The organism is Dyella sp. CR10 (assembly GCF_055814425.1).
In genome coordinates, this window is sequence record NZ_CP185986.1 from 370,731 (window position 1) to 384,435 (window position 13,705).

At 68.5% G+C, this 13,705-nt stretch carries 11 protein-coding genes and 1 pseudogene; 6 read left to right on the top strand and 6 right to left on the bottom strand.

The annotated features are described in order from the left end of the window. Positions 1 to 12: 12 nt before the first annotated feature. The 4 genes and pseudogenes from ACNR9O_RS01630 to ACNR9O_RS01645 all read left to right on the top strand — a co-directional run bounded on the left by ACNR9O_RS01630 (position 13) and on the right by ACNR9O_RS01645 (position 2,665). Positions 13 to 918: a glycosyltransferase family 2 protein gene (locus ACNR9O_RS01630; protein WP_473683570.1), complete on the top strand. Its 906-nt coding sequence runs from the start codon at positions 13 to 15 to the stop codon at positions 916 to 918. Further along, positions 915 to 1,817 (top strand): DMT family transporter, encoded by a 903-nt coding sequence (locus ACNR9O_RS01635; RefSeq protein WP_473683568.1) that lies wholly within the window; start codon positions 915 to 917, stop codon positions 1,815 to 1,817. Before ACNR9O_RS01630 ends, ACNR9O_RS01635 begins: the two co-directional genes overlap by 4 nt. A 278-nt stretch (positions 1,818 to 2,095) precedes the next feature. Further along, positions 2,096 to 2,197 (top strand): annotated as a pseudogene (locus tag ACNR9O_RS01640) (phosphatidate cytidylyltransferase); the annotation flags it as partial. A gap of 12 nt (positions 2,198 to 2,209) precedes the next feature. Continuing rightward, on the top strand, positions 2,210 to 2,665 hold the full coding sequence (locus ACNR9O_RS01645; protein ID WP_473683564.1) for a hypothetical protein: 456 nt from the start codon (positions 2,210 to 2,212) through the stop codon (positions 2,663 to 2,665). 7 nt (positions 2,666 to 2,672) lie between these two features. Here the strand turns inward: ACNR9O_RS01645 and ACNR9O_RS01650 are convergent, their stop codons facing one another. From ACNR9O_RS01650 to ACNR9O_RS01665, 4 genes are all read right to left on the bottom strand, one after another. Further along, complete coding sequence (locus tag ACNR9O_RS01650; RefSeq protein WP_473683562.1) at positions 2,673 to 3,188, bottom strand: DUF2127 domain-containing protein; 516 nt, start codon at positions 3,186 to 3,188, stop codon at positions 2,673 to 2,675. Positions 3,189 to 3,339: 151 nt separating this feature from the next. Beyond that, positions 3,340 to 3,534: a YbdD/YjiX family protein gene (locus ACNR9O_RS01655; protein ID WP_473683560.1), complete on the bottom strand. Its 195-nt coding sequence runs from the start codon at positions 3,532 to 3,534 to the stop codon at positions 3,340 to 3,342. A 10-nt stretch (positions 3,535 to 3,544) separates the two neighbouring features. Continuing rightward, the gene (locus ACNR9O_RS01660; RefSeq protein WP_473683558.1) at positions 3,545 to 5,620 is read right to left on the bottom strand and encodes a carbon starvation CstA family protein; all 2,076 of its coding nucleotides are present in this window, start codon (positions 5,618 to 5,620) and stop codon (positions 3,545 to 3,547) included. Positions 5,621 to 5,763: 143 nt separating this feature from the next. Further along, the gene (locus ACNR9O_RS01665) at positions 5,764 to 9,330 is read right to left on the bottom strand and encodes a hybrid sensor histidine kinase/response regulator (RefSeq protein ID WP_473683555.1); all 3,567 of its coding nucleotides are present in this window, start codon (positions 9,328 to 9,330) and stop codon (positions 5,764 to 5,766) included. A 231-nt stretch (positions 9,331 to 9,561) separates the two neighbouring features. Between ACNR9O_RS01665 and def the strand changes: the two genes are divergently transcribed. Beyond that, a complete protein-coding gene (def, locus tag ACNR9O_RS01670) occupies positions 9,562 to 10,101 on the top strand; it encodes a peptide deformylase (RefSeq protein ID WP_473683553.1) in 540 nt (179 codons plus the stop codon). A 72-nt stretch (positions 10,102 to 10,173) separates the two neighbouring features. Here the strand turns inward: def and ACNR9O_RS01675 are convergent, their stop codons facing one another. Further along, on the bottom strand, positions 10,174 to 11,583 hold the full coding sequence (locus tag ACNR9O_RS01675) for a sensor histidine kinase (protein WP_473683551.1): 1,410 nt from the start codon (positions 11,581 to 11,583) through the stop codon (positions 10,174 to 10,176). Positions 11,584 to 11,937: 354 nt separating this feature from the next. Here ACNR9O_RS01675 and ACNR9O_RS01680 point away from each other — a divergent pair, with 354 nt between their 5' ends. Further along, entirely contained in the window at positions 11,938 to 12,462 is a 525-nt protein-coding gene (locus ACNR9O_RS01680) for a DUF3617 domain-containing protein (RefSeq protein ID WP_473683549.1), read from the top strand. Positions 12,463 to 12,510: 48 nt separating this feature from the next. Here ACNR9O_RS01680 and phnD read toward each other — a convergent pair whose 3' ends face one another. Next, on the bottom strand, positions 12,511 to 13,569 hold the full coding sequence (gene phnD / locus ACNR9O_RS01685) for a phosphate/phosphite/phosphonate ABC transporter substrate-binding protein (RefSeq protein WP_473683547.1): 1,059 nt from the start codon (positions 13,567 to 13,569) through the stop codon (positions 12,511 to 12,513). Positions 13,570 to 13,705: the final 136 nt, after the last annotated feature.

Below are 13,705 nucleotides of genomic sequence, written 5' to 3' on the forward strand. Positions count from 1 at the left end.
TACTTGCCGGCCATGAACGCCTCCGTCTTCCAGACCACACCCAGTGTCAGCGTGATCGTGGTGGCCGCCGACAGCGGCCCCACGCTGCGCGAGTGTGTACGTCGCGTGATGGCGTGCAGCCTGCCGCTGGAACTGATCCTGGTGGACAACGGTTCCACCGACGGCGTGCCGCAGGCGATCGAGCGCGCGATGCAGCAGGAGTGGCGGCTGCGCCTGGTCTACAACCGCGCCAATCTCGGCTTCGGTCCTGCGGTGAACCGCGGCGCTGCGCAGGCGCGCGCAGACGTGCTGCTGATCCTCAACCCGGATTGCATGCTCGACGAAGAAAACCTGCACCGCCTGCTCGACCTGCTGAAAGCGCACCCGAAAGCCGGTGTGATCGGCGCGGTGGTGTGCGACGAAAGCGGCGTGCCGGATCCAGCCTCATACCGCCGCGATCCTTACATGGCGCGCGCGCTGCGCAGCCTGTTCGGCGGCGCGGGCGAGCGCGTGACCATCGACGGCGCGATGCCCGCCGAGCCGGTGCGCGCCGAGGCGGTGTCGGGTGCGCTGATGGTGATGCCGCGCGTGGTGTTCGAGAACCTCAAGGGTTTCGACGAAGACTACTTCCTGCATTGCGAAGATCTCGATCTGTGTCGCCGCGCGCGCGACGCCGGTTATCAGGTCTGGCTGGCCGGCGACGTGCATGTGCTGCACGGCAAGGGCGGCTCCAGTCGTCATCGCCCCGTGTTCGTCAGCTGGCACAAGCATCGCGGCATGTGGCGCTGGTTCCGCAAGTTCGATCCGGCCGCGCGCAATCCGCTGACGTCGGCCATGGTGTGGCTGGGCTTGTGGGGGCACTTTCTGCTGAAGATCCCGGGGCAGTGGCTCCGCCTGCTGAAGAAGCGCCGCCCGGCACTGGCGACGGATCAGGAATGAGCGCCCCGCATGGGCGCGTCGCCGCATGGGCGACGCTGGGCCTGGTTGCGGTCACCACGATCTGGGGCTCCACGTTCTTCCTGATCAAGGATCTGGTGGGGCGCATGCCGCCGGCCGACTTCCTGGCGGTGCGCTTCGTCATCGCAGGGGTGTCGATGCTGGTGCTGTTCCATCGGCCGCTGCTGCGACTGTCGCGTCGCAAGTGGGCGCAGGGCATCGCGCTCGGTGCGGTCTACGGCGTGGCGCAGCTGCTGCAGACGCATGGTCTCGAACACACCTCCGCGAGCATCAGCGGCTTCGCCACCGGCATGTATGTGGTCTTTACGCCGCTGCTGGGCACGATGCTGCTGCGCCAGCGCCTTCCGCCGGTGACCTGGATCGCGGTGCTGCTGGCGGCGGGCGGCCTCGCTCTGCTGGCGCTGCGCGGTTTCAGCCTGGGCTACGGCGTGGTGCTCACGTTGGCGTCGGCGCTGCTCTATGCGTTGCATATCGTCGGTCTTGGCGCATGGTCGCGGCCGGGGCATGCCTTCGCGCTGTCCACGGTGCAGATGCTGGTGATCGCAATCGTGTGCCTGCTGGCGACGGCACCGCATGGCCCGATGTTGCCGCCCGACCCGAAAGCGTGGGTCGCGGTGGTGTACATGGCGCTGGCCGCCGGTGCCGGCGCGATGCTGGTGCAGACCTGGGCGCAGGCGCACTTGAGCGCGACGCGCGCGGCGATCGTGATGACCACCGAACCGGTCTTCGCCGCAGGCTTCGCGGTGGCGTTCGGCGGCGAGGCCCCGACCTGGCGCATGCTTGCCGGCGGCGCGCTGGTGCTGGCGGCGATGTATCTGGTGGAGCTGGCGCCGCGGCGCGCGGGCGCGCTGCCGGCGGAGGCCGTACACCACGACGTCTGATCCGGATGGCCCGAACTTGAGCGGTCGCGCGTTTGGCCTATGATGCGGCCATGACAGGAAGTCCCGATCGACGGCCCATTGCCGCCCGAGCCACCGGATGGGCGCGCTCCTTGAGTTCGGCCCTTGCGCGTTCGCGCATCACGCCGAACCAGATTTCCGTGGCGAGCATGTTCTTCGCCGGCGCTGGCGCCAGCGTGCTGGCCTGGGCGTTTTCCGCGCCGGCGCTGCTGCTGGTCGCGCTCGGCTGTGCCTGCGGCCAGCCGTGGCTGGGCTGGCTGGGTGCGCTGATCGAAGGCCACGGCGGATTCCTGGACCGGCTCGATTCGGTGGTCTTCGCCGCGCCGGTGTTTTTTCACGTGGTCCGATATGGATTCCAGTAACGTCGAGGCATCGTGTCTACCCGAGAATGGCGAAGCGCCGCCAGGCGCGTATGCGGCAACCTGTTCCTGTTCGGCATCGTCGGACCGGTCCTGGGGGCACTGACGCTGTCGCTAGCCATGTTCGGTCTGTCCGTTTCCCACGCCGCGTCGCCGGGCGCCTGGTGGCAGGCGGCGTGGGGTGCGGTACTGCTGCTGATCGCCGCCATCGTTTCCGGGGGCGCCTTTCTTCTGGGCGGGCCGCCCGCGTTGGCGACGGCGGTGGCGATGGGGTTGCTGCAGCGCCGGATCACGCGCCGGCGGCATTGTCTCTGGATCGCGCTGATCGGCCTGGCCGCGGGCGCGCTCTACGGGTGGTGCCTTCTGGGCGAGCTGCGCCTGATCAGCTTCTGCAGCGGTCCGGCGGCACTGGGCTGCGCTCTGATCAGCCGCAAGGCCTATGCGCGCGAGCCGAACCGCGCGCCGCCGTGACGCGGCCTCAGTGCGCGCGGGCCTTGCCCGGCCGCGGTTGCAGCGCGATGCGCACCAGGTAGACCACGATCGCGATATTTCCCAGCAGCACCGCCAGCTTCAGCCAGGTGAAGTGGACGATCGTCTCGTACAGCTCCACCGGAATCAGCGAACCGGTGGCGATCACGGTGAACCATTCGGCCCAGTGCTTGCGCAGCCACAAGCCGATGCCCTCGGTCGCGAAGATTGCAGCATAAGCGAGCGCCACGATGCCGACCGCCACCAGCTTGCTGGGCCCTTGTTCGGTCAGCAGGTTCACCAGCTGCCAGCGCATATGGTTGCTGTCGGTCAGCGACAGGTGCTCGAGCCAGTGCACGAAGTGCTCGAAGTTAGCCTGCTGGTTGAGCCGGAACGCGGCGATGGCGACCAGGATCAAGCCGACCGTCTTCACCGCCTTGTAGATCGCGATCACGCGCAGGCCAACGCTGTGCTGCGCTTCGACCGCGGAGCTTGGCTCGGTAAGGTGATGGTCTCGGTGGCTCATGGTGGGCTGGGGGTGTGGGCCGCGCATTGTCGCTCAGGGGGAGCATCCCTGAAATATGGCCAGGTGCCGCGCCGGGCAAGGCGGCAAGGTCTGCCAAAAGAAAAGGCCACGCTCAGAAAGCGTGGCCTTGCGAGAGCAGGAGCTGCTTGGATCAGCAGCACCGTCCCCCCGTCCCCTTGTACCGCGCCACCTGCCGCTCCCTGAAGAACTCCGCATACGTGGGCACCTTGCGTTCGGGATGGTGCTCGCGCAGATGCTTCACGTAGACGTCGTAGTCGGGGACGCCACAGCAGAGGCGGGCGGTCTGCACCGCCCATTTCCGGAATGCCTGCAGTTGAGCTTTCATGGCAACGCCCTCAGCGGGTGGGCACGCTGTTCAAAGCCACGTACGGTTCTTCGTGCGCGGTCGGATGGTTGGCGCGCCAGGCTTTCAGGATGGCACGGATGGCGAAGCCGGCCATCGCCACCACCAGCAGCATGAACAGGCCGGTGAGCGCGGCGTCGACATAGTTGTTGGTGACGATGCGCTGCATCTCCGCCGCGGTCTTGGCCGGTGCCAGCAGCTTGCCGTCCGCGGCGGCCTGCGCGTACTTCTGCGCGGCGGCGCTGAAGCTGATCGAGCCGACCAGCTTGTAGTAGCCGGCGGTGAGCGTGCACACCACCAGCCAGATCGCGGGAATCCCCGGCACCCACACGTAGCGTTCGCGCTTGAGCTTCACCGTCACGACCGTGGCCAGCATCAGCGCTACCGCGGCGAGCATCTGGTTGGCGATGCCGAACAGCGGCCACAGGGTGTTGATGCCGCCCAGCGGATCTACCGCGCCCTGGTACAGGAAGTAGCCCCACAGGCCCACGCAGATCGCGGTGGCGACCAGGTTGCCGGTCCACGATTCGGTGTGTTTCAGCGGCTCGTGGATGAGGCCGGCGATCTCCTGGATCATGAAGCGGCCTACGCGCGTGCCTGCATCCACCGTGGTGAGGATGAACAGCGCTTCGAACAGGATGGCGTAGTGGTACCAGAACGCCATCATGCCTTCGCCGGGGATGATCCCGTGCAGCAGCTGGGCCATGCCTACCGCCAGCGTCGGCGCGCCGCCGGCGCGGCTGAGAATGCTGCCTTCGCCGATGTTCTTGGCGGTGGTGAGCAGCTCGTCGGGCGTGACCACGAAGCCCCACTGGCTGATCGCCGTGGCCGCGCTCTCGGCGGTGGTGCCGATCAGGGCGCCGGGCGAGTTCATCGCGAAGTACACGCCCGGATGCAGCGAGGCGGCGGCGATCAGGGCCATGATCGCGACGAAGGCCTCCATCAGCATGCCGCCGTAGCCGACCATGCGCGCCTCGCCTTCATTGCTCAGCAGTTTGGGCGTGGTGCCGGAGGCGATGATCGAATGCCAGCCGGACACCGCGCCGCAGGCGATCGTGATGAACAGGAACGGGAACAGGTTGCCCTGGAACACCGGGCCGGTGCCGTCGACGAACTTGGTCAGTGCGGGCATCTGCAGCGTGGGCGCGGCAAGGACGATGGCGAGCGCGAGCAACGCGATGGTGCCGATCTTGAGGAAGGTACTGAGGTAATCGCGCGGTGCCAGCAGCAGCCAGACCGGCAGCACCGACGCGCAGAAGCCGTAGGCGATCAGCAGCCAGGCCAGCGCCTTGGCGTCGAAGTCGAAGGCGGCCGACCAGGTCGGCGAAGCGGCGACGTGGGCGCCGAACCAGATCGAGGCCAGCAGCAGGATCAGGCCGATGATCGACACCTCGAGGATCCGGCCCGGACGGATCCAGCGCAGATACACGCCCATCAGCAGCGCGATCGGAATGGTGCAGGCCACGGTGAACGTGCCCCAGGGGCTGTGCGTGAGCGCCTTGACCACTACCAGCGCCAGCACCGCCAGCACGATCATCATCAGCACCAGCACGCCGAACATCGCGACCACGCCGGCCACCGGGCCCAGTTCATCGCGCAGCATGTTGCCGAGCGAGCGGCCGTCGCGACGCACCGAGAGGCCGAGGATCATGAAATCCTGCACCGCGCCGGCGAACACCACGCCGAACAGAATCCACAGGGTGCCTGGCAGATAGCCCATCTGCGCGGCGAGCACGGGGCCGACCAGCGGGCCGGCGCCGGCGATCGCGGCGAAGTGGTGGCCGAACACCACCCACTTGTCGGTGGGGACGTAATCGAGGCCGTCGTTACGCAGCACCGCGGGCGTGGCCCGGCTGGAGTCCATGCGCAGCACGCGTTCGGCGATGAATTTGCTGTAGAAGCGGTAGCCGATGACGAACACGGCGATCGCCGCGGCGACCAGCCAGATCGCGTTGATCGGCTCGCCGCGGCGCAAGGCGACGACGCCCAGGCACCATGCGCCCACGATGGCGATGGCGACCCACAGGATCTTTCCCGCGGGACTCGGTTTGGTGACGGCGGTGTGCATGAAGGGACTCCCACTGGCGTGCTGAGGCAAGGGTCGTCCCCGCCGTCCCGGGGGTCAATGGCGGGGTGCCCGTCGGGGCATTAGCCATTGGTCGAATAGGCGGGGACCGGATTCGCCGTCTCAGGCGCGCAGCATGTTTCCCTTCACCCGGCGGCCTCGGCCGGCGCCGGGGCCAGCAGCGCGGCCAGTGCCCGCGCCAGCTGTTCGCCCTGCAGCGGCTTGCGCAGGAAGCCGTCCATGCCGGCGGCGTAGGCACGAGTCTCTTCGTCGCCGCCGGAGCGCGCGGTGACGGCGATCATCGGCAGGCGGGCGCCGTGTTCGCGCGAGCGCACCAGGCGGGCCCACTGGAAGCCGTCCAGGCCGGGCAGGTCCAGGTCGACGAAGGCGGCGTCGAAACGGGCGCGTTCCAGTGCTTCCATGGCGTGCAGCGCGTTGGGCACGTGCTCGACCGTGTGGCCCTGCACTTCCAGCAGGCCAATGATCACCGCCGCCACGGTGGGGTCGTCTTCCAGCAACAGCAGATGCCAGCGCGGACCTTCGGCAGCGTGAGGTACGGCGACCCGTTCGCGTGGCGCGGCGACCGCAGGCAGCGGCAGGTAGACACGGAAGCGGCTGCCTTGTCCGGGGGTCGATTCCAGCGCGATGTCGCCACCCATCAGCGTGGTCAGCTCGCGGCAGATCGCCAGGCCCAGGCCGCTGCCGGAACTGCGCTGCGGGCCTTCCAGCTGCTGGTAGCGCTGGAATAGCTTGGCCTGGTCGGCCGGCGCGATGCCCGGGCCGGTATCGCTGACGACGAAACGCAACGCGTCACCTTCCGTGTCCAGGGTGAGAAGCACTTCGCCGCGCTCGGTAAATTTGAGCGCGTTGTTGCTGAGGTTGAGCAGGATCTGCCGTACGCGCACCGCATCGCCGAGCACCAGCGCCGGCACCGCCGGTTCGATGGCGACGCGCAGGGCAAGGTTCTTGGCGGCAGCCTTGGCCCGCTGCAGCTCGACCACGTCGTGCAGCAATGCACGCGGATCGAACGGTGCCGGGGTCAGCTGCAGCCGCCCTGCCTCGATGCGAGCGAGATCCAGCGTGTCGTTCACCAGGGTCAGCAGCACTTCGCCGGAATTGCGGATGGTCTGTGCATAGCGCTTTTCGGTGGTGCCCAGCGGGCGGCTCAGCAGCAGTTCGGCCATGCCCAGCACGCCGGTCATCGGCGTGCGGATCTCGTGGCCCAGTTCGGCCAGGAATTGCGTCTTGGCCCGGCTGGCGGCCTGTGCGAGCTGGTGCTCCTGGGTGATCAGCTCCAGCCGATGCCGTTGTGCCTGGCGACGGCGCATGGCGGCCAGCAGCGCGGTGAACAGCAGCACCAGTAGCCCGATATAGGCCAGCCATGCCCACCAGCGCAGCCACGGCGGGCTGTCCACCTGGATAGACAGGGGCGCGGCCAGCTCGCCCCACACGCCATCCGGGCCGGCGGCCTGTGCGTGCAAGGTGTAGTCGCCGCCGGAGAGCTGAGTGAAGGTGCGGTCGCCGCGCGCGCCGGTGTCGACCCATCCGGTGTCCAGCCCATCGAGGCGGAAGCGGTAGCGCGTACGCTCCGGCGCCATGTAGGTCAGCGCGCGCACGGTCAGGGTGAGGTCGCGATCGTTCCACGCCAGTTGCCATGGCTGTTGCGGCGTGAAGCGCAGCGTCGTATCGCGTCGTCGTGCCGTGCCGCCTTCGAGGCGCACGATCGGTTCGCGGGCCCGCTCTTTGATGGTGTCCGGGACGAAGGCGGCGACTCCGCCGCCGGTCGCGGCGAACACATGGCCGTCCGGCGTTTCGGCGAAGGACGAATTGGTGAATTCGCCTTCGGGCAGGCCTTGTTCCAGGCCGAGTTCGCGCACATTGCCGCTGGCCGGATCGAAACGCCACAGGCCGCTGCGCGAGAAGAACCAGACGCGGCCCAGGTTGTCGCCACGCATGGCCAGGATGTCGTTGAGCGCGTGCTGGCGATACAGCGCGTAGCTGCCCGCCGCAACCCCGTGGCCGCCTTCCAGCTGGTAGGCGTAGAGATTTTCGCCGTCGAGCAACCACAGCCGGTTGCCGCGCAGGTCCAGCGCGTCATAGCGGATCGGCTTCACACCATCGACGAACGTGGCCCGTGCGTCGCCGGGCTTCCAGCGCAGCACCCCCATGGTGGTGGTGAACCACAGCGCGCCGTCGCGCAGGCGCATGTCGGTGATGGTGGCCTTGACGGCGCGCGGATCGAACGCGATGACGCGCGCCTTGAGCGTATCGGGGTCGTAGGCGAATACACCGTCTTCGAGCTGCAGATACACGGTGCCGTCGTCGCCGGCGACGATGCGTTCGGCCATCGACGCCTCCAGCGGGGTGACCTTGTCGCCATCGACGACGAACGCGCCGCTGACCGAGCACACCCACAGCCGGCCGCGCGCGTCCTCGGCCATGCTGTAGACCGCGCGGCCCTGCGGCACCTGGAAGCGCAGATGGCTGGCCTTGCCGGTGGCAAGATCCAGGCGATCGATGCGGCCGTTCTTGCCGGCGATCCACACATGGCCATCGCCGCGCGCGGCCACGGCGGAGTAGTAGCCGGGCACGAGGCTGTCGGGATCTTCCGGCGTATGGGTGAGATAGCGGATGTTGGACCAGTCCGGCGGCAGATACGCCAGGCCATGGATGCCGCCGGCCCACAGGCCACCCTCGTGGTCGAGCAGCAGGTTGTCGATGAAGCCATCCGGCAGGCCGTGGCGCAGCAGCGGCTGAGCCGCGATGCGGCGGTAGTCGCCGCCGACATCGCGCACGTAGATGCCGTCGCTGGTGCCGATCCAGAGCCGGCCCTCGGTATCGGCGGCCAGCGAGAACGCGGCCTTGGCCGGCACGGCGCCAGGCATTTCCGGCACGGCCTCGGCGGCGCCGGGCTTGAGCGCGTACAGCCCGAAGTTGGTGCCGATGTAAAGCACGCCATTCAGCCGCAAGGCTCGATGCGCGCGCAGCGGCTTGTCGCGCAACGCATCGTCGGGGCGCGCGAAGGCGATGTGTTCTATCTTCCCGTCGGGCCGGATTCGATCGAGGCCGCGCACCGTGCAGACCCACACTGTCCCGTCGTCCTCGGCGAGCAGCGAATAGACCTGGTCGGCCACCAGCGCATCGGGATCGGCGGGATTCTGGCGAAAATGATCGAAGCCGCGTCCGTCCGCGCGCAGGCGGTCGAGGCCGGCATCGAAGTGCGCGACCCACAGCGGCCCCTTGCCGGCGCGTGCTATCGCCGTCACGTCATCGCTGCCCAGCGACGCCGGATCGGCTGAATCGTGGCGCCAGTGCGTGAAGTTCTCGCGGGCTGGGTCGTAGCGCACCATGCCGTCGCGGCCGCCGCCCCATAGATGTCCGTCCGCATCCACCAGCAGCGTGGCCAGCGGGAAGGCGGACAGGGAGCGCGGATCGCGCGGGTCGTTGCGCCAGATGCGGAACGTGCTGCCGTCGTAGCGCGCCAGGCCCGATTCGGTCGCGAACCACAGATAGCCGTCGCGGTCCTGCGCCATCGCATCGATGCTGCTGCTGGGCAGGCCCTGGGCCATGCCGTAATTGCGGAAGCTGGGCTCGGTCCACGCCGCCGGGGCGGCGGTAGCGGCGCCGGCGGCCAGCAGCGTTTGCAGCGTCAGGGCGGATAGCAACGTACGGTCTCCTCTCTGGCCGAACGCCGCCGGGGCGGCGTTCGACATCCGGGCAATCGCGGGGCGGGAGGTGCGGGACCCCGCGCGCCAATCCGCGGATGATGCCGTATTGCCCGTGGGTATGCTGTTGGGCCATTCACGCCGCCTGCACCCCTGCACGCCTGCGCACCGGTTTTTGGGTCTGGTTCCGCGCCAGCCAGCCTGCCGCGGGCTGGCGCCCTTGCAAAGGCGCCGCGTGGCCCTCAGTCACAAGGCAACGATTCCACCGCCGAGGCTTCCATGATCCGCGACATCCTGAAAATGGGCGACCCGCGCCTGCTGCGCGTGGCGCCTCCCGTGCCTGATGCGATGATCGGGAGCGCCGACCTGGACGCGCTGATCCAGGACATGTTCGACACCATGCACCACGCCGGCGGCGTGGGCCTGGCCGCCCCGCAGATCGGCGTGGACCTGCAACTGGTGATTTTCGGCTTCGACAGTTCCGAGCGTTATCCGGACGCGCCGGCAGTACCTCGCACGATCCTGCTCAATCCGGTGATCACGCCGCTGTCGCAGGACATGGAAGAGGGCTGGGAGGGCTGCCTGTCGGTGCCCGGCCTGCGTGGCGCGGTCAATCGCTACACCTTGATCCGCTACGAGGGTGTGGACCCGCAGGGCGCGCGCATCGACCGCCGCGCGGAAGGCTTCCATGCACGCGTGGTGCAGCACGAATGCGATCATCTGATCGGCCGGCTGTATCCGTCGCGCATCACGGATTTCAGCAAGTTCGGCTTTACCGAGGTACTGTTTCCGGGGCTCGATCCCGGCGCGGACGAGTAATTCAGGCGATCGAGGCCCGCCCGGGGCCTTGGCGCGGGCAATGCTTCGCGCATGGCGCGGCTCGAGGTCGGCTCAGCCGGCGCGACGCCATGCCGACCAGGGGCCATGCCGGCCATGCGGCGCGCGCCGCTCGGCCAGCGGTGCCTCCGGCAGATCGAACCAGAACGTGCTGCCGCGGCCCGGTGCCGAGCGCAGGCCGATATGCGTGCCCAGCAGCCGCGCCAGGCGATCGCCGATGGTGAGGCCCAGGCCGTAGCCATCGCGGCGTGAGGCTTCGCTGCCGGGCAGCTGTACGAATTCCTCGAAGATGTGCTGCTGGTGGTCTTCCGGGATACCGGCGCCGTTGTCGCGCACTTCGATGCGGATGGCGTCGCCGCGCCGTCTTGCGGCAATCAGCACGCGGCCCATCGGCGCATTGGCGATTGCGTTGCTGACCAGTTGCAGCAGCAGGTTCGCGGCCAGGTCGGCGTCAGCGTGCAGGCGGTGGTGGCTGCCGCGCCAGATCAGCGTCACACCTCGTCGTGCGGCTTCTTCGGCCAGTGCCGCGCGGTCGTGCAGGAACAGTTCCGCAGCGCTGAACTCGACGGGCTTCACCGCGACCACGCCGGCATCCAGCCGCGAGATTTCCAGCAGCGCATCGAGCAGCCGCGTCATCGAAGCGACGCTGGCGCGCATGTGCGCCAGCAGCGCCTGCTGGTCCGGGTCGGGGCCGGGCTGGAAATTCGCGACGAACAGCTGCAAGGCCTGCAGCGGCTGGCGGAAATGGTGATTGACCAGTGCGATGAAGCGCGATTTGCCGCGCGCGGCCACCTGGGTCTGGCGAGCGCTCTCCGGTGCGCCGGGCGCCTGTGCGGTGCGCCAGGCGCGCGGCCAGCCTTCGGCCATGCAGTACTCGAGGGCGCGTTCCAGTTCGTCGAATTCGCGCGTGGTGGCCGTCACCCCGAGCGGCAGCAGGCGCCCCTCCGCGAGGGCCTGGCGCATCTCGCCGAGCGGCCGCAGCACGTGGCGCCGCAGCGACCACCGAGCCATCCAGGCCAGCAGCACGATGCCGCCGGCGCACAGGGCGCCAAGCAGCCAGGTCATGGCCTGGGCGCGGTGCAGCGGGCCCAGGTCGGCCTGGGCGGTGAGACGGGGCCGGTTGCCGGCCAGGCCGGGCAGCTCGCGCTGGTAGTTGCCGGCCTGCTGGCCGGGCAATGCCGAGCCGCTGGTCCAGGCTGGGCCGTCCGGATAACGCAGCGCGACCTGGCGTAGCACACCGTCGCGGCGCGCCTCCTCCAGCACGGCCTGTGGCGCATTGAGCCCGCCGCCGCCAAGCGCGCCGGCCAACTGCTCCACGCGCAGCATGGCGCGGTCGTCCAGGCGCTCGGCCTGCATGCTGCTCACTCGCACGGTCAGCGCGACGGTGAGCGCCAGCGCGGCGAGCGTGGCAGGGAGTACCGCATCGATGAACAGCCGGCGCAGCAGGGTCTCGCGTGGCGCCATGGCGTCAGCCTTGTGCGTCGCGGTGGAGGCCGTGCGCGTCGGCGGGCCTGACGGGGTCGATACAGCGCGCGGCGGATAGGTTCGGCATGGACACGACATGGCGATGGTTGGAGACGGGGCGCGTGGACGCTGTCGGCCGTGATCCCTGGCATACGGGTCACTCTAGGCGAGACGCAGAAGGCGTTCGATACGCTGTTCGACCTAGCTAGGTCGGCTATCCCGCGCGGAGAAACGCCCGGGCACAAGCGCGTCCCGCATCCCGGGCATGACGCAGCAGCGTTTTGCCGCTACCTTGCGCCAGCCGGCGGCCCGGGTTGGCCGTCCATTCATCGACCAAGGCCAGGGAGCACCCGTATGTCCATCCGTATCCGTCCGTTGTTCGCGCTGTCCTTGCTGTGCCTCGCCGGTACCGCCGTGGCGGTGGACGTGCCCGCCAACTTGCCCAAGCGCAAGGCCGGCCTGTGGGAAATGCAGATGGGCGCCGTCGGTGGCCAGGCGCAGAGCATGAAAGTCTGCCTGGACGAGGCCACCGACAAGGCCATGTACCAGATGGGCGCGCAGATGAGCGGCTCGCTCTGCAGCAAGTTCGCGCTGAACGTGAAAGACGGCGTGGTGGTCGCCGAAGGCGTATGCAACATCCCGGGCCCGCAGGGCAACATCACCATGACGAGCCATAGCGAGACCCGCTTCCAGGGCGACAGCGCCTACCAGACCGCCGGCCACGTGAAGTACGACCCGGCAGTGATGGGCCGCAGCGAAGCCGACGTGTCGAGCAGCGGCCGCTGGACGGGGCCGTGCGCGGCCGGGCAGAAGCCGGGCGACATGATTCTGCCGAATGGGCAGAAGGTGAATCTCAACGACATGGCGGCTGCCAAGTAACCGGATATCCGGCAGAGGAACGGTACGAGCTTCCGTTCCTCCAGTCGCTCAGGGCGAAGCGGGTGTGCTCAGGGTGCGCACCATCGCCTCGTGATCTGCGTCGATCTTCTTCAGCCGCGTCTCCAGTGCGGCCTTGTTCACCCATTGCGCGCTCAGTGCGCGCTTGCGTTCCAGCGTGTAGGCCATGTCCGCGAATGGCACCAGCGTCGCATTGCCGGCCGGCGCGAAACCGCTGATGTCATGGATCAGCTTGAGCTTGGCCAGTTCGCTGGCCCCGTTCTTGCCTTTGGCGTAGCCGGTGAAGAAGGCCGCGATGCGCTGGCGCAGATCCGTCGGCAGGTCGGTGCGCATGATCATGACCGCGTGGGGAATCAGGGTGGACCGCCACAGGATGCGCACGCGCGCGTACTGCTCGGGGAAGCGCGTGGCGAAACGTTCCAGGTCGGCGGTGTTGTTGGTGGCGACATCGGCTTCGCGGTTGGCCACGGCGAGCGCATTGTTCTGGTGGTTGTCCACCGCGACGCTGGCGAAGAACGTGTCCGAATCCAGTCCGCGCGCGGCGAACAGCTGCGCCTCCGGCACCACGTAGCCGGACATGGAAAGCGCCTCGCCGCGCGCATAGCGCCAATGACCGGGGCGGCGGAAGATATCTTCCACGTCGCGTAGCGGCGCGTTTTTCTCGACCAGCAACAGCGAGTAGTAGCCGTGCGAGCCGTCGCCGCGCGTGAGCTGGGCGAAAACCTGCATGCGCTCGCGTCCCACCGCGTTCAGGGCGAGGCGGCCGGATACGAAGGCCACGTCGATGCGGTCTTCGGCCAAGGCTTGCGCGAGGCCTTCGTAGGTGCTGACCGACAACGGCCGGACCTTGCGATGCAGGGCGCGTTCCATGTCGTCGAGCAGCGGGCGCCACGCTTCCAGTGATTCAGACGGGCCGCCGATGGGCAAAATGCCGAAAGTGAGCGGCCGCTCGTCGGCGCGCGGCGCGGCAGGAGCGATGCACAGGCATAGCAGGAGCGCCAGCAGCGTGGCCCAGCGCGAGGCAGAAAACGCCGCCGCGGCCGGGCGTGGCCGGTCATCCCGTGAGCCTGCGATCCGTCCCTCGCGCAACGCTGCGTCTCCCCGGCGGTCGGTGAGCGAGTCACCGTGTCGGAGCGTCTCCGCGCCCCCGATGGCGGGCAAGCATACGCCAAGCGCAGCGGACCGAAAGTAGGCTGGCCGCACGCTGTCGGAAGAATGTCGTTGC

What these genes read in the sequence shown, in the direction of transcription:
- ACNR9O_RS01630 (WP_473683570.1), top strand. Translation starts at nt 13, where the DNA reads ATGAACGCCTCCGTCTTCCAGACCACACCCAGTGTCAGCGTGATCGTG.
- ACNR9O_RS01635 (WP_473683568.1), top strand. Translation starts at nt 915, where the DNA reads ATGAGCGCCCCGCATGGGCGCGTCGCCGCATGGGCGACGCTGGGCCTG.
- ACNR9O_RS01650 (WP_473683562.1), bottom strand. Translation starts at nt 3,188, where the DNA reads ATGAGCCACCGAGACCATCACCTTACCGAGCCAAGCTCCGCGGTCGAA.
- ACNR9O_RS01655 (WP_473683560.1), bottom strand. Translation starts at nt 3,534, where the DNA reads ATGAAAGCTCAACTGCAGGCATTCCGGAAATGGGCGGTGCAGACCGCC.
- ACNR9O_RS01660 (WP_473683558.1), bottom strand. Translation starts at nt 5,620, where the DNA reads ATGCACACCGCCGTCACCAAACCGAGTCCCGCGGGAAAGATCCTGTGG.
- ACNR9O_RS01665 (WP_473683555.1), bottom strand. Translation starts at nt 9,330, where the DNA reads ATGTCGAACGCCGCCCCGGCGGCGTTCGGCCAGAGAGGAGACCGTACG.
- def (WP_473683553.1), top strand. Translation starts at nt 9,562, where the DNA reads ATGATCCGCGACATCCTGAAAATGGGCGACCCGCGCCTGCTGCGCGTG.
- ACNR9O_RS01675 (WP_473683551.1), bottom strand. Translation starts at nt 11,583, where the DNA reads ATGGCGCCACGCGAGACCCTGCTGCGCCGGCTGTTCATCGATGCGGTA.
- ACNR9O_RS01680 (WP_473683549.1), top strand. Translation starts at nt 11,938, where the DNA reads ATGTCCATCCGTATCCGTCCGTTGTTCGCGCTGTCCTTGCTGTGCCTC.